The organism is Streptomyces sp. NPDC087422, assembly GCF_044744145.1.
GTDB lineage: Bacteria > Actinomycetota > Actinomycetes > Streptomycetales > Streptomycetaceae > Actinacidiphila.
Genome location: NZ_JBIUXT010000001.1, coordinates 913,948 through 929,409 on the forward strand (window position 1 = coordinate 913,948; position 15,462 = coordinate 929,409).

General features: G+C 73.5%; 11 protein-coding genes. 2 read left to right on the forward strand and 9 right to left on the reverse strand.

All coding sequences use genetic code 11. The annotated features are described in order from the left end of the window. Positions 1-36: 36 nt before the first annotated feature. The 6 genes from ACIO6U_RS04395 to hrcA all read right to left on the reverse strand — a co-directional run bounded on the left by ACIO6U_RS04395 (position 37) and on the right by hrcA (position 8,106). The gene (locus ACIO6U_RS04395) at positions 37-3,375 is read right to left on the reverse strand and encodes a S41 family peptidase (protein WP_401715472.1); all 3,339 of its coding nucleotides are present in this window, start codon (positions 3,373-3,375) and stop codon (positions 37-39) included. 22 nt (positions 3,376-3,397) lie between these two features. Continuing rightward, positions 3,398-3,742, reverse strand: a complete 345-nt coding sequence (locus ACIO6U_RS04400) for a hypothetical protein (RefSeq protein WP_401304461.1) — start codon at positions 3,740-3,742, stop codon at positions 3,398-3,400. 137 nt (positions 3,743-3,879) lie between these two features. Beyond that, the gene (locus tag ACIO6U_RS04405; protein WP_391047518.1) at positions 3,880-4,614 is read right to left on the reverse strand and encodes a 16S rRNA (uracil(1498)-N(3))-methyltransferase; all 735 of its coding nucleotides are present in this window, start codon (positions 4,612-4,614) and stop codon (positions 3,880-3,882) included. Then, positions 4,611-5,684 carry a nitronate monooxygenase gene (locus ACIO6U_RS04410; protein WP_391047520.1) on the reverse strand — a complete coding sequence of 358 codons (1,074 nt, stop codon included), beginning with the start codon at positions 5,682-5,684 and terminating at the stop codon, positions 4,611-4,613. The genes ACIO6U_RS04405 and ACIO6U_RS04410 overlap by 4 nt, the downstream gene beginning before the upstream one ends. A gap of 271 nt (positions 5,685-5,955) precedes the next feature. Next, positions 5,956-7,089 carry a molecular chaperone DnaJ gene (dnaJ, locus tag ACIO6U_RS04415; RefSeq protein ID WP_355348854.1) on the reverse strand — a complete coding sequence of 378 codons (1,134 nt, stop codon included), beginning with the start codon at positions 7,087-7,089 and terminating at the stop codon, positions 5,956-5,958. Then, positions 7,090-8,106, reverse strand: coding sequence for a heat-inducible transcriptional repressor HrcA (hrcA, locus tag ACIO6U_RS04420; protein WP_355348857.1), 1,017 nt, complete (start codon positions 8,104-8,106; stop codon positions 7,090-7,092). It abuts the gene before it with no gap. 263 nt (positions 8,107-8,369) lie between these two features. Between hrcA and ACIO6U_RS04425 the strand changes: the two genes are divergently transcribed. Further along, entirely contained in the window at positions 8,370-9,122 is a 753-nt protein-coding gene (locus ACIO6U_RS04425) for an MBL fold metallo-hydrolase (protein ID WP_391047523.1), read from the forward strand. A 23-nt stretch (positions 9,123-9,145) separates the two neighbouring features. Then, on the forward strand, positions 9,146-9,970 hold the full coding sequence (locus tag ACIO6U_RS04430; RefSeq protein ID WP_391047525.1) for a DUF3097 family protein: 825 nt from the start codon (positions 9,146-9,148) through the stop codon (positions 9,968-9,970). A 21-nt stretch (positions 9,971-9,991) separates the two neighbouring features. Here the strand turns inward: ACIO6U_RS04430 and hemW are convergent, their stop codons facing one another. From hemW to ACIO6U_RS04445, 3 genes are all read right to left on the reverse strand, one after another. Beyond that, positions 9,992-11,224, reverse strand: a complete 1,233-nt coding sequence (gene hemW / locus ACIO6U_RS04435; RefSeq protein ID WP_355348866.1) for a radical SAM family heme chaperone HemW — start codon at positions 11,222-11,224, stop codon at positions 9,992-9,994. A 124-nt stretch (positions 11,225-11,348) separates the two neighbouring features. Continuing rightward, positions 11,349-13,265: a SpoIIE family protein phosphatase gene (locus tag ACIO6U_RS04440; protein ID WP_401715476.1), complete on the reverse strand. Its 1,917-nt coding sequence runs from the start codon at positions 13,263-13,265 to the stop codon at positions 11,349-11,351. A gap of 161 nt (positions 13,266-13,426) precedes the next feature. Then, the gene (locus ACIO6U_RS04445) at positions 13,427-15,310 is read right to left on the reverse strand and encodes an AMP-dependent synthetase/ligase (protein ID WP_401715478.1); all 1,884 of its coding nucleotides are present in this window, start codon (positions 15,308-15,310) and stop codon (positions 13,427-13,429) included. Positions 15,311-15,462 lie beyond the last annotated feature (152 nt).

Consider the following 15,462-nt stretch of genomic DNA (forward strand, 5'->3'; position numbering starts at 1 on the left):
AAACCAGGCCCGAAGGGCCAACCGCCACCGCCCCGATCAACCCCCCATACCCGGCAGCTCCGGCGGCCTCTTGGCCGGAGACTCCTCCAGCGCGGCAAGCGCCATGCCCACGGCAGTGTCAAGCTGCGGATCCCGCCCGCCAACCGAATCCTGCGGAGCGTGAACGACCTCGACGTCCGGATCAACCCCATGGTTCTCGACGCCCCAGCCGTACCCCTCCAACCAGAAGGCGTACTTCGGCTGCGTGACAGCCGTCCCGTCGACCAGGTGGTACCGGTTGTCGATACCGATGACCCCGCCCCAGGTGCGGGTACCGACCACAGGCCCGATCCCGAGAGCCCGAATCGCGGCGTTGACGATATCCCCGTCGGACCCGGAGAACTCGTTGGCGACAGCCACAATCGGCCCCCGCGGGGCATCCTGCGGATAGCTGACCGGGTGCGCGTCGCGCGGCAGGTCCCAGCCGACGACCCGACGCGCCAGCTTCTCCACGACGAGCTGCGACGTATGGCCGCCGCGGTTCTCGCGGACGTCCACGACCAGGCCCTCGCGGGCGACCTCGACGCGCAGGTCGCGGTGGAGCTGCGCCCAGCCGCTGCCGACCATGTCGGGCACGTGCAGATAGCCCAGCCGCCCGCCGGACGCGCGGTGGACGTGGGCGCGGCGGTCGGCGACCCAGTCGTGGTAGCGCAGCGGTTCCTCGTCGGCGAGCGGTACGGCCACGACATGGCGTACGGGGCCGCCCGCGGCGGGGGCGACGGTCAGTTCCACCGGCTTGCCCGCGGTGCCGACCAGCAGCGGTCCCGGTCCCGTCACCGGGTCGACGCGGTGGCCGTCCACCGCCAGCAGGAGGTCGCCCGCGCGGACGGCGACGCCCGGCGCGGCCAGCGGGGAGCGGGCGTACGGGTCGGAGGACTCGCCGGGCAGCACCCGGTCGATCCGCCAACCGCCGTCCTCCGTACGGGAGATGTCCGCGCCGAGCAGACCCTGCCGGTGCAGCGGGTCGAAGTGGCCGCCGGACGGGATGACGTAGGCGTGCGAGGTGCCCAACTCGCCGTGCAGCTCCCACAGCAGGTCGATCAGGTCGTCGTGGGTGGCGATCCGGTCGAGCAGCGGCCGGTAGCGCTCGCCCGCCGCCGCCCAGTCGACGCCGCCCATGTCGGCGCGCCAGAAGTTGTCGCGCATGAGCCGGTGCGTCTCGTCGTACATCTGCCGCCACTCGTCCTGCGGGCGGACGGTGACCCGGACCCGGGTCAGGTCGACGGTGACGGAGCCGCCGGACTCGTCGTCCGCGTCGGACTTGCTGTCGGCGGGCGTGATCCGCAGCCGCGATCCGTTGGTGAGCAGCACCTTGGCACCGTCGCCGGTGACCGCGAAGGCGTCGGCGTCGTCGGCGATCTCCTCGATACGGAGCTGCGCCAGGTCGTACCGCTCCAGCACGGTGTTGGGCGGCTGGGCGTCCGGGGTGGCCAGGGCCGCGCCGAGCGCGCCGACCAGCGGGTGGCGCAGCCACAGCACACCGCCCTTGGCGGCGCGCAGCCCCGAGTAGTGCCCGGCCTCGACGGGGAAGGGCACGATCCGGTCGGCCAGGCCCTCCAGGTCGACGCGGGTGACGGGCATACGCGGCCGGTCGTCCTTCTTGCCCTCGCCGCCGCTCTCCTTCCCCGCGCCGTCCTGCTCCTCCTTGGCCGGGCCGTCCTGGTCGTCCTCGTCGGCGTCGTACGGGCGGCCGTGGCGCTGCGGGCCGAACGGCGAGGGCGTCGTCGCGCACAGCGTGATCAGGTGCGGGCGGCAGGCGTTGGGGAAGGACAGGTCGAAGACGTGCGCGTCGTAGACCGGGTCGAAGGCGCGCTCGGACAGGAACGCCAGGTGGCGGCCGTCGGCGGTGAAGGCGGGCGCGAAGTCGTTGAACCGCAGCGGGGTCGCGTCTGCCACCGACAGGTCGGCGGTGGCGGCGATCTTCAACTGCCGCAGTTCGCCGGGGCCCGCCTGCGACCAGGCGAGCCAGGCCGAGTCGGGCGAGAAGGCGAGGCCGGACGCGTCGCCCGAGTCGCCCGCGATCACCTCGCGCACCTCGCCGGTCTGCGTCTCGACCAGCAGCACCCGGCCGTCGTGCGAGGCGACGGCGATGCGGTGCCCGTCCGGCGAGACCTCCATGCGCAGCACCCGGCCCAGGCGGCCCGCGGCGAGCCTGCGCGGCGCGGCGCCGGCCGGCAGGCCGACGGCGGGGGCGACCTCCAGGGCGTCCTCGCCGTCCGCGTCGGTGACCCACACCACCTGCTGCTCGCCGTCGGCGCCGCCCTGCCCGAACACCCGCGGCAGCCGGGTACGGACGCCGGGGTCGGCCGCCAACGCCCGTGCCGGGCCGCCGCGGTGGGTCAGCCAGTGCGTGGTGCCGCGGATCTCCAGGGCGCTGCCCCGGCCGGTGTGGTCGGGGCGCGCGTCCCCGAGGTACCGGGCGGCGCGTACGGGGTACGGCCGCAGGTCGGCGCGCTGGCCGCCGAGGCGTACCTCGATCTCGCGCGGTGCCGCGTCGGCGTCGGTCAGGTCGTCCAGCAGGTGGACGCGGCCCCCGGCCATGTACGCCACGCGGGCGCCGTCGGTGGCGGCCTGCCGGGCGTAGAAGCCGTCGATGCCGTCCGCGGGGGTGTGGCGGCGCAGGCCGGTGCCGTCGGGCAGGCTCGAATAGAGCGCTCCGGCGCCCTCGTGGTCGGACAGGAACGCGATGCGGTCGCCGACCCACATCGGGCACTCGATGTTGCCGTCGAGGTCCTGGTGCACCCGCTCGAAGGCGCCGTCGCCCGCGCGGTCGATCCACAACTTGCCCGCCGTGCCGCCGCGGTAGCGCTTCCAGTGCGCGGCTTCCCTGCTCATCGTCGGCGACTGGATCAGCACCGCGCCGTCCGGGCCGTACGCGAGATCGCCGACCGGGCCGTACGGCAGGGTCCGTGCGGGCCCGCCGTCCAGCGGCACCGCCCGCGCCCATGTCCGCCGCGAGGACGCCTCGCCGTACGGCGTGACCGCGACCAGCTCGCCGTCCGGCGTCCACGTCCGCACGGCCGTCCGTACGTTGCCCCAGTACGTCAACCGGCTGGCCTGGCCGCCCTCCAGGGGCGCGGCGTGCACCTCGGGCGCCCCGTCCCTGGTCGACGTCCACGCCACCCACTCGCCGTCGGGCGAGACCCTGGGCCGTCCGACCGGCATGTTGTCCGCGCTCACCCGCCACGCCCGGCCGCCGTCCAGCGGCGCGACCCACACGTCGTCCTCGGCGGCGAACGCGAGCAAGTCGCCGTGCGGGTGCGGGTGTCGGAGGTAGGAGGGCTGCGGCGCGCTCGGGCGCGGCTGCCGCGTCACGTGCTGGTCGTGGTCGGTCACCACGCCAGCCTAGCGACGGCGATCATGTCTTCGCCGAGCAGTTTCCGAGACCTCGTACGTCGAAGACGGTCTTCTTTCCGACCACCGCGGTCAGGTGGCCCTGGACGCACTTGTCGTCCAACTGCTTGGTCACCGTGCCCTTTACGGTGATCTTCTCGTCGTGGTCGGTCCGGCCGAGGCAGTCGACGTCGTCCTCGGTCCTGCCCGTCGTCGCGCTGCACGACAGCCAACTCACGTCAATGTTGTCCTTCTTGAGCGCCCGCGTCGCCAACTGGTCGGTCGTCGCCGACACCGCGCTCGCCCCCAGCCCGTCCGCCGGGTCGCATCCGCTGATCGTCATCGCCATGAGGGCTGCCGTCACGGCCATCCCCCCGGCTCCCCATGTCCCCATTCGTCCCATCCCCCCAACCTCCGCCCGCGACCGCCCTCCCGTAAATCCCCCGAAGGCAGGACCTTCCCCTTACGGGTGGCTGCCCCGCCCGTAAGGCCGGGTGGGTCGGAAGGTCAGGACCAGCGGCCGGTGCGGGCGAGGAGGACGGAGGCGGCGGCCACCCCGGCGGTGGAGGTGCGCAGGACGGTGGGGCCCAGGCGGTAGGCAGTGGCGGCGAGCGTGGCGATCTCCTCGGCGGAGACCCCGCCTTCCGGCCCGACGACGAGCACGACGGACCCGGACGCGGGCAGCGCGGCGGAGGCCAGCGCGGCCGAGCCCTCCTCATGGAGGACCCCGGCGAATTCGGCGCCGGCCAACAGCCCGGCGACCTGACGGGTCGTCATCAGGTCCGCCACGGAGGGAAATCGCAGGCGCCGCGCCTGCTTGGCGGCCTCCCGCGCGGTGGACCGCCACTTCGCCAGGGCCTTGGCGCCCCGGTCACCGCGCCACTGGGTGACACAGCGGGCCGCCGCCCAGGGAACGACGGCGTCGACCCCGGCCTCCGTCATGGTCTCGACGGCCAGCTCCCCGCGGTCCCCCTTGGGCAGCGCCTGGACGACGGTGATCCGCACGGCGGGCTCGGGTTCGACCCGCGTCTCGCGTACCTCGACGTCGAGCACGTCCTTGCCGGAGACGGCGGCGACCACCCCGTAGGCACCGCGCCCGCCCCCGTCCGTGAGGACGATCGCCTCGCCGGGCGTGAGGCGGCGCACGGAGACCGCGTGCCGCCCCTCAGGCCCGGTGAGGGTGACGGTGGACGGGGAGCCGTCCAGCGCGGCGGGTTCGACCAGGAAGACGGGGGCCGTCATGCGAGCGCCTCCCGGGCGGCGTGGAGTTCTTCGACGAGGAGTTCGACCAGGCGCCCGGCGGAGACGTCACGGGCCAGCCGATGGCCCTGACCGGCCCACAGGGCCATGCCCTGCGGATCGCCCGCCGCGGCGGCGGCCTTGCGCAGCCCGGACGTGAGGTGGTGGATCTGCGGGTATCCGGGCGGCGCGTACGGCCCGTGCTCGCGGATGAAGCGGTTGAGCAGCCCGCGCGCGGGCCGCCCGGAGAAGGCGCGGGTCAGTTCGGTGCGGGCGAAGACCGGATCGGTGACGGCCCGCTTGTGCAGCGGACTCGCCCCGGACTCCGGGCAGACCAGGAACGCCGTGCCGAGCTGCGCCGCGTCCGCGCCCGCCGCGAGCACCGCCGCGACCTGCCCGCCGCGCATGAGCCCGCCCGCCGCGATCAGCGGCAGCTGCACGGCCTCGCGTACCTGCGGCACCAGCGACAGCAGCCCGAAACCCGCGCCGTCGAGCTGCGGGTCGTCGCGGTGGGTGCCCTGGTGGCCGCCCGCCTCCACGCCCTGGACGCACACCGCGTCCGCCCCCGACCACTGGGCGGCCAGCGCCTCGGACGGCGAGGTCACCGTCACGACGGTGTACGTGCCGGCCTTCGCGAAGGCGTCGAGCACCGAGCGCTCCGGGCACCCGAAGGTGAAGCTCACCATCGGCACCGGGTCCTCCAGCAGGATCGCGACCTTCGCGTCGTACGCGTCGTCGGTCCCGCTGTCCGGGTCGCCCAGCGGCGTCCCGTACCAGGCGGACTCCCCCGCCAACTGCTCGGCGTACACCGCGACCGCGGACGGATCCGCCGTCGCGGGCTGCGGCATGAACAGATTCACCCCGAACGGGTGCGAGCTGAGATGCCGGACCTGCCGGATCTCCTCGTACATCGCCTCGGAGGTCTTGTACCCGGCGGCCAGAAAGCCCAGGCCGCCCGCCGCCCCCACGGCCGCGGCGAGCTGCGGATTCGACGCGCCTCCGGCCATCGGCGCCTGAATGATCGGATACGCCGAGAACGACGAGAGATCGGTCAACGCGGACATGACGTTCATCGTGCCATGCCGCCTCCCGGCGAGGTGCGGTACCCCGTGCGGGGCGCGGCCCCCGCGTCCGCCTCACGTGAGGCGGTGCCTCGTTTTCAGGGGCGCGGGGAACCGCGCGACAAGCCCCCGCCGGGCCGGTGGTCCGAGGACGTAGCGATCCGCCCCTCTGGGGCCGGTGGTGACCCGCGGGAGCCATTCGGCCGGTCCGCGGTTCCCCGCGCCCCTGAAAAGACCGGCTCACCCCCCCGAAGGGGGCACCCTCGTGCGGAGCGCGGGCGCGCTACCGCCCGTTGAAGGCGTCCTTCAGCCGGGAGAAGAGGCCCTGCTGGCCCGGCGCGAACTGCCCCAGGGGCCGCTCCTCGCCGCGCAGCACGGCGAGCTGCCGCAGCAGATTCTCCTGCTCGGCGTCGAGCTTGCTGGGGGTGAGGACTTCGACGTGCACGACGAGGTCGCCGCGCCCGCCGCCGCGCAGGTGCGTGACACCGCGCTGGTGGAGCGGGATGGACTGGCCGGACTGCGTGCCGGGCCTGATGTCGATCTCCTCCAGGCCGTCCAGCGTCTCCAGCGGGCACTTGGTGCCGAGGGACGCGGCCGTCATCGGGATGGTGACCGTGCAGTGCAGGTCGTCGCCGCGCCGCTGGAAGACCGGGTGCGGGACCTCGCGGATCTCGACGTAGAGGTCACCGGCCGGGCCGCCGCCGGGGCCGACCTCGCCCTCGCCCGCGAGCTGGATACGTGTGCCGTTGTCGACACCCGCGGGGATCTTGACGGTGAGCGTACGGCGGGAGCGGACCCGGCCGTCGCCCGCGCACTCGGGGCAGGGGGTGGGCACGACGGTGCCGAAGCCCTGGCACTGCGGGCAGGGCCTGGACGTCATGACCTGGCCGAGGAAGGACCGGGTGACCTGGGAGACCTCGCCGCGACCGCGGCACATGTCGCAGGTCTGCGCGGCGGTGCCGGGCGCGGCCCCCTCGCCGTTGCAGGTGCCGCAGGTCACGGCGGTGTCGACCTGGATGTCCTTGGTGGTGCCGAACGCGGCCTCGTCCAGCTCGATCTCCAGCCGGATCATCGCGTCCTGGCCGCGCCGGGTGCGCGAGCGCGGCCCGCGCTGCTGCGACTGCCCGAAGAAGGCGTCCATGATGTCGCTGAAGTTGCCGAAGCCCGCGCCGAAGCCGCCCGCGCCGCCTCCGCCACCGGCGGCCAGCGGATCGCCGCCGAGGTCGTAGACCTGCTTCTTCTGCGGGTCGGAGAGCACCTCGTAGGCGGCGTTGATCTCCTTGAACCGCTCCTGCGTCTTGGGGTCCGGATTGACGTCCGGGTGCAGCTCACGGGCGAGCCGGCGGAACGCCTTCTTGATCTCGTCCGGGCCTGCGTCGCGGCGCACGCCGAGAACGGCGTAGTAGTCCGTGGCCACTTACGACTCCGCCAGGATCTGTCCGACGTAACGTGCCACTGCGCGTACCGCTCCCATCGTTCCGGGGTAGTCCATGCGGGTCGGTCCGACCACGCCGAGTTTGGCGACTGCCTCGTCGCCCGAACCGTAGCCGACCGCCACCACCGAAGTGGAATTGAGCCCCTCGTGAAAATTCTCATGACCGATCCGTACGGTCATGCCCGAATCCTTGGCCTCGCCGAGCAGTTTGAGGAGCACCATCTGCTCTTCGAGTGCTTCGAGCACCGGCCGGATCGTCAGCGGGAAGTCGTGGTTGAACCGGGTGAGATTCGCCGCGCCGCCGAGCATGATCCGCTCCTCGGTCTCCTCGACGAGCGTTTCGAGGAGCGTGGCGAGCACGGCGGTGACCGCGGGGCGGTCGTCCGGGTCGAAGCCGTCCGGCAGGTCCTGGACCAGCGGGGGCACGTCCGCGAAGCGGCGGCCGACGACCCGGCTGTTGAGCCGGGCGCGCAGGTCGCCGAGCACGGTCTCGCCGATCGGCGCGGAGCAGTCGATGAGCCGCTGTTCGACGCGGCCGGTGTCGGTGATCAGCACGAGCATCACGCGGGCGGGCGCCAGCGGCAGCAGTTCCACGTGCCGGACCGACGAGCGGGTCAGCGACGGGTACTGCACGACGGCGACCTGCCGGGTGAGCTGCGCGAGCAGCCGTACCGTACGGCCGACCACGTCGTCGAGGTCGACCGCGCCGTCCAGGAAGTTCTGGATCGCGCGGCGCTCGGCCGACGACAGCGGTTTGACGCCCGCGAGCTTGTCGACGAAGAGCCGGTAGCCCTTGTCGGTGGGAATGCGGCCAGCGCTGGTGTGCGGCTGGGCGATGTATCCCTCGTCCTCCAGGACCGCCATGTCGTTGCGCACGGTGGCGGGCGAGACGCCCAGCCGGTGCCGTTCGGTGAGCGCCTTGGAGCCGACCGGCTCCTCGGTCCCGACATAGTCCTGGACGATGGCACGCAGCACTTCGAGCCTGCGTTCGCTCAGCATCGCGCACCTCCAGCCGTATGGCCTCGTCCGTCTACCGGTCCTTAAAACCGCCCTGGCCTGGCACTCCTGCGTTTCGAGTGCCAGCCGCCCCGCAGCAAGTGTACGGCGAGGTAGCGAGGGCGAGGCAAGGGCACCGTACGGGTGGGCGAAGTGTGGCGGGATGGGCGGCGGTACGAGGCGACGGAGCGGCGGTCGGCGACGGGCGGCAGGGGACGGCGGCGGACGACGGGCGGCGCGGGCGCGGCGGCGATAGCGTCGGTCACGTGAGATCTGCGGAACCGGCGGAGCCGGTGGAGGGCACGGGGTGGGAGCAGCTGGCTCCCGGTGTCGCGCGGCGGCGGCTGCCGCATCTGGATGTGACCATCGGACTGGTGGTCGGCGACGACGGTGTGCTGCTGGTCGACACCGGCTCCACGCTGCGGGAGGGCGCCGAGCTGCGGGCCCAGGTCGAGGCGCTGACCGGCCGGACCGTCACCCATGTCGCGCTCACCCACGGCCATTTCGACCACGTCTTCGGCACGGCGGCCTTCCCCGGCGCCGAGGTGTACGGGCAGACGTCGCTGGCCGCGCTGCTGCGGCGCGAGCGGGAGGCGCTGCGCGAGTCGGCGGTCGCCTTCGGCACCGACCCGGCGGAGGCGGCGCGGGCCGCCGAGGCCCTGGTGCTGCCCGGCCACCCGGTCAGCGGTGAGTACGCCCTGGACCTGGGCCGCGACCGTCCGGTGCTGCTGGTCCACCCCGGCCCCGGCCACACCCGCAACGACCTGGTGGTGGTCGTGCCGGGCGCCACCCCGAGCGATCCCGCCGTGGTCTTCTGCGGCGACCTGGTCGAGGAGTCGGGCGAGCCGCAGGCCGACGACGACGCGGCGCCCGACCGCTGGCCCGGCACCCTGGACGCGCTGCTCGCCCTCGGCGGCGAGACGGCCCGTTACGTGCCCGGCCACGGCGCGGTGGTCGACGCCCGCTTCGTACGGGCCCAGCGCGACGCGCTGGCGGCCCGCTTCGGGTCCGTCGCGTAGCCGCCCTGGTTACGATCTCCCTCATGCGCAGCAGGAGTTACGACGACCCCGACCTCACTCCCCCGTGGAAGCGGAGTACCCCCGCGCCCGAGGTGGCCGCGGAGCGGGATCTGGTGGTCGAGGAGGTCGGCACCGGTTTCTGCGGGGCCGTGGTGCGGGTGGAGAAGACCGCCGAGGGGCTGACGGTCACGCTGGAGGACCGCTTCGGCAAGCACCGGGTCTTCCCGATGGAGCCGCGCGGCTTCCTCATCGACGGCAAGCAGGTCACCCTCGTCCGCCCGCAGGCGCCGGGCCCGCGCGGGCCCCTGCTGTCCGCCTCCGGCTCGATCGCGGTCACCGGCGCGAAGGCGCGGGTGGCGCGCGCCGGACGGATCTACGTCGAGGGCCGGCACGACGCCGAGCTGGTCGAACGCGTCTGGGGGCACGACCTGCGCGTCGAGGGCGTCGTGGTCGAGTACCTGGAGGGGGTGGACGACCTCCCGGCCATCGTCGAGTCCTTCTCGCCGGGGCCCGACGCCCGCCTGGGCGTCCTGGTCGACCACCTGGTGCCGGGCTCCAAGGAGTCCCGTATCGCGGCGGCGGTCACCGGGGCGGACGTCCTGATCGTCGGCCACCCCTATATCGACGTGTGGGAGGCCGTGAAGCCGTCCTCCGTCGGCATCCGGGAGTGGCCGCGCGTCCCGCGCGGCGAGGACTGGAAGACGGGGGTCTGCCGCAGCCTCGGCTGGAACATGACGACGGGTGAGGCGTGGCAGCGCATCCTGGCCTCGGTCCACACCTACAAGGACCTCCAGCCGGAGCTGCTGGGCGCGGTGGAGCACTTGATCGACTTCGTGGCGGCGCCGTAAGGAGCCGCCCCGGGGCGGCTCCTAGTCGACCAGGTCCCTGACGACGGCGTCGGCCAGGAGTCGGCCGCGCAGGGTGAGGACGGCGCGGCCGTCCGCGTAAGGACCGGCCTCCAGGAGACCGTCCGTTACCGCGCGGGCGGCGGCGCGGGCGCCCTCCTCGGCGAGGAGGTCGAGGGGGCAGCCGTCGGCGAGGCGCAGTTCCAGCAGGACGCGCTCGACGCGGCGGTCCTCCGCGGTGAGGATCTCCCGCCCGGCGCCGGGTGAGCGTCCTTCGCCGAGGGCCTGCGCGTAGGCGCCGGGGTGCTTGACGTTCCACCAGCGCACGCCGCCGACGTGGCTGTGGGCGCCGGGCCCCGCGCCCCACCAGTCGGCGCCGGTCCAGTACAGCTCGTTGTGGGTGCAGCGCCCGGCGGGGGTGGTGGCCCAGTTGGAGACCTCGTACCAGGTGAAGCCCGCGGCGGCCAGCCGCTCGTCCGCGATGAGGTAGCGGTCGGCGTGCACGTCGTCGTCGGTCATGGGCACCTCGCCGCGCCGGATCCGCCGGGCGAGCTGCGTGCCCTCCTCGACGATCAGCGCGTACGCGGACACGTGGTCGGGACCCGCGGCGACGGCCGCGTCCAGGGAGGCGCGCCAGTCGTCGTCGGACTCCCCCGGCGTGCCGTAGATCAGGTCGAGGTTGACGTGCTCGAATCCGGCGGCGCGCGCCTCGGCGACGCATGCCTCGGGCCGCCCCGGGGTATGGGTGCGGTCCAGCACCTTCAGTACGTGCTGCCGCGCGCTCTGCATCCCGAACGACACCCGGTTGAAGCCGCCCGCGCGCAGTTCCGCGAGGTAGCCGGGGTCGACGGACTCCGGGTTGGCCTCGGTGGTGATCTCGGCGCCGTCGGCGAGGCCGAATTCGTCGCGGATCGCGGCCAGGGCGCGGACGAGGTCGGCGGCGGGCAGCAGCGTCGGGGTGCCGCCGCCGACGAAGACCGTCTCGACCGGACGCGGGTCGTCGCCCAGGACCTTCCTGGCCAGCCGGATCTCGTCGGTGAGCACGTCCGCGTAGTTCTCGCGGGAGGCGAGGGCGCCGCCCGAGCCGCGCAATTCGGTGGCGGTGTAGGTGTTGAAGTCGCAGTAGCCGCAGCGCGTCGCGCAGTACGGCACGTGCAGGTAGAAGCCGAGCGGCCGGTCCGCCGCCCCGTCGAGCGCGTGCGCGGGCAGCGTCCCGTCCGCGGGCACGGGCTCACCATCAGGCAGTACGGAAGGCATCTGTCCAGTATCCGGTACGCGCGAGGTGCCCGAATCCGCGCGGTCGCCGGCCTCGCTCGGGTCGCGGTCCCGGTCCCGGTCGGATGCCGGTCCCGGTCGCGGTCGGATGCCGGTCCTGGCGCGCTCACCTCGCCTGGAGGACCAGCAGCGCCAGGTCGTCGGCGGGCGGCGCGTCGTCGTACTCGTGGACCGCGCGCCGGATGCGTTCCGCGACGGCGACGGCGTTGAGCCCCACGCAGCCGCCGAGCGCCGCCGCCAGGCCGTCGTCGTCGTCGAACTGCCGGTGCCCGCGGCGGCGTTCGGTGACGCCGTCGGTGACGCACAGCAGTGTCTCGCCGGGGGTGAGGTCGAAGGACTCGCAGTCGTACCGTGTGTCGTCGCCGATGCCGAGCAGCATCTGCGGGCTCGCGGCCTCGCGTACCCGCCCGTCCGGGGTGAGGACCAGCGGCAGCGGGTGGCCGGCCGAGGCGAGCGTGCAGCGGGCGCCGCGGCCGGTGGCGTACGGCACGATCTCGCCGTAGAGCAGCGACAGGAAGCGGGCCTGGCCGCCCTCCCAGTCGCCGGTCTCGCCGATCAGGGCGGTGGCGGCCTCGTCGGCGAGCGCCTTGTTGAGGCGGTCGAGGACGTCGGGGACGCCGTAGCCCTCGCGGGCCAGCAGCCGCAGGACCGGGCGGGCGATACCGGTGAGCGAGGCGGCCTCGGGGCCGTTGCCGCAGACGTCGCCGAGGGCGAAGCACCAGCGGCCGTCGCCCGCGGGGAACAGGTCGTAGAAGTCGCCGCCGACCCAGTCGCCGGCCGTGGGCTCGTACACCACGGCGTGGTCGACGCCGGGGATGCGGCCCGCGGCGGGCGGCAGCAGGCCGCGTTGCAGGACGGTGCTGATCATCGCCTGGCGGGCGTACTGCCGCGCGGTGTCCACGGCGAGCGCGACCCGGCGCCCGAAGTCCTCGACCAGGCCGACCACCTCGCCCGGCAGACCGAGCAGGCCGGTGCGGCCGAGCAGCAGCGTGCCGTGCCAGCGCCCGGCGGCGACCAGTGGTACGGCCAGCGCGCCGCCGTGCTCCCACATGTCGTCGGTGGCCGGCCAGGGCCACGGCATGGCGCCGCCGAGGCGGGTGCCGGAGCGCAGGCCCGGCGGGGGCGGGGTTTTCTCCAGTACGGCGCGCAGGCCGTCGATACGGTGCTCCGCGCCGTGCCAGACGCTGGACAGCCGTGGCCGGCCGCCGGTCCCGTAGAGCCAGACCGCGCACCAGTCCGCGAGCCGCGGCACGAGGAGCTGGGTCGCCAGCACGGCCACGTTGTCCTCGTCGAGCTGGCCCGCGAGCAGGTCGGACGCCTCGGCGAGGAAGGACAGGGAGCCGCGGTTGATCCAGTCGGAGTCCGCTTTCCGGGCGGAGCCGGAGGGCGCGGGCGCCAGGATCTCGGCGGCCCGCAGGCCGCGCCGGAGCGGCTCCTCGCTCTCGTCTTCGCTCTCTTCGCTTCCTGCGGCCGGGGGCGGGCCGGTGAGGTCGAGGCGGCACCAGACGGTTTTACGGTCGCGGCGGTAGCTGATGCCCCAGGCGTCGGACAGGGCGGCGACGAGTTGCAGGCCGCGACCGCCTTCCCTGTGGTCGCCGGGGTCCGGCCGGTCGTCGCCGCGCAGCACCCGTGCCGGGTACTGGTCGGACACCTCGATCACCAGACCGGGCTCCCGCGCCCCGCTGTCCCCGAACGCCTCCGCCGCCGCCTGCGCTCTCGTCTCCAGTCGGCACAGGACGTCCACGGTGGTGCCCGCGTGGATCACCGCGTTGGTCACCAGCTCGCTGACCAGCAGGATCGCGTCGTCCACGACCTGTTCGGTGAACGCGGCGGCCTCCGGCAGGCCCTGGCTCGTCCAGTCGGCGAGCGCGGCCCGCAGGAAGCGCCGGGCGGCGCCCGCCGCGAGCTGATTGCCGGGCAGCGTGGTGCCGGAAGCGGTGCAGGTGCTGATACCGGCGCCGGTACGGGTGCTGGCGGTACGGGTGCCGGTGCCCTCGCGGGGGCGTGGCGGGTCGAGCCTCACAGGCGGCTCCCGAGGATGCGGCGACAACGCACACACCGTGACACACCGAACCCGTCCGAACGCGCCGCGTGACCCCCGGGGTCCCCCGAATCGGTCCCCGCCCGGTCAACTCCGGGCGCGGCGCGCCCGCGAGGGGTACCCTGCGCGCCGCTCGCGGGGGCTTACGCCTCGCGCGCTCCGGCGTACATCTCCTCGATCAGCGGGGCGAATTCGCGCTCGACGACCGGGCGCTTGAGCTTCAGGCTCGGGGTGAGGTCGCCGTGCTCGATGTCGAGGTCGCGGGGCAGGACGCGGAATTCGCGGATCTGCTGCCAGCGCTGGAGGTTGTCGTTGACGCGCTGGACGTAGCCGGCGATGAGTTCGCGAACCTCGTCGGTGCCGACGACCTCGGCGTACGAGCGGCCTTCGAGGCCGTGCTCCGCGGCCCAGACGAGGATGGTGGGCTCGTCGAGGGCGAGCAGCGCCGTACAGAAATTCCGGCCGCCGCCGACGACCAGGACGTTGCTGACGAAGGGGCACACCGCCTTGAACTGTCCCTCGACCTCGGCGGGCGCGATGTACTTGCCGCCCGAGGTCTTGATCAGGTCCTTCTTGCGGTCGGTGATCTTCAGGAAGCCGTCGGGCGACAGTTCGCCGATGTCGCCGGTGTGGAACCAGCCGTCGGACTCCAGCACCTCGGCGGTCTTCTCGGGCAGCCCGTGGTAGCCCTGCATGATGCCGGGGCCGCGCAGCAGGATCTCGCCGTCCTCGGCGATCCGGACCTCCAGGCCGGGCAGCGCCTTGCCGACGGTGCCGGTGCGGTAGGACTCGCCGGGGTTGACGAAGCTGGCGGCGCTGGACTCGGTGAGGCCGTAGCCCTCCAGGATGTGGATTCCGGCGCCGGAGAAGAAGTAGCCGATCTCGGGGGCGAGCGCGGCCGAGCCGGACACGCAGGCGCGCAGCTTCCCGCCGAACGCCTCGCGGATCTTGGCGTAGACGAGCTTGTCGGCGATCGCGTGCTTGGTGCGCAGGCCGACCGGCACGGTCGGGACGCCGGTCAGCCGCATGCTGTTCTGCGCGGCCTTGGCGTACTCGCGGGCGACCTCGGCCGCCCACAGGAAGATCTTGTACTTGGCGCCGCCGCCCGCCCTGGCCTTGGCGGCGACCCCGTTGTAGACCTTCTCGAAGATCCTCGGCACAGCGGCCATGTAGGTCGGCTGGACGACCGGCAGATTCTCGATGATCTTGTCGACGCGACCGTCGACGGCGGTGACGTGGCCGACGGTGATGTGCCCGGCGGTCAGCACCTTGCCGAAGACGTGCGCGAGGGGCAGCCACAGGTACTGCACGTCGTTCTCGTCGAGCAGCCCGATCGCCTCGATGGCGCGCGCCATGTACGCCCAGCAGTCCTGCGGCAGCCGGACGCCCTTGGGGCGGCCCGTGGTGCCGGAGGTGTAGATGAGGGTGGCGAGCTGGTCCTTGGTGATGGCGGCGACGGCGTCGGTGACGGCGGCCGGGTGCCGCTCCAGGTAGGCGGCGCCGCGCTTGATCAGCTCGTCGAGCGACAGCACCCAGCCGTCGCCGTCCGTGTCGGCCGCCCCGGCCGCGTCCATGACCACGACATGCGTCAGCTCGGGCAGCTCCGCGCGGCGCTCGCGGGCCTTGGCGAGCTGCGCCGCGTTCTCCGCGATCAGGACGCGGCTGCCGGAGTCGGCGAGGATGAACGCGGTCTCGTCGGCGTTGGTGCTCGGGTAGACGGTGGTGGTGGCCGCGCCCGCGCACAGGATGCCCAGGTCGGCGAGGATCCAGTCGACCGAGGTGTTGGACGAGATCGCCACCCGCTCCTCGGGCCGGATGCCGAGGTCCATCAGGCCGGCGGCGATGGCGTAGACCCGCTCGGCGGCGGCGCCCCAGGTGAGCGCCTGCCAGGTGTCGGGACCCTGGCCGCTCTCGGACGGGACGGGGAAGCGGTACGCCTCCGCGTCGGGGGTCGCCGTCACGCGCTCCAGAAAGAGCGTCGCCACGGAGGGCGGCCGATTCTCGATCAACGTCTGTGTGTCGGTCACGACAACCTCCGGGCCCGCGCCTGTGTTCTTAACTCACCAGTAACCTACGTCGGATCAGGGTAGAGGGCCGACGCCCGGCGCGTAAGAGGGGAAGGCCCGCCGGTTGCCCCGGATGCCCCGTTCGCCTCATCCCCTGCCGCTTCGGCCCCGGA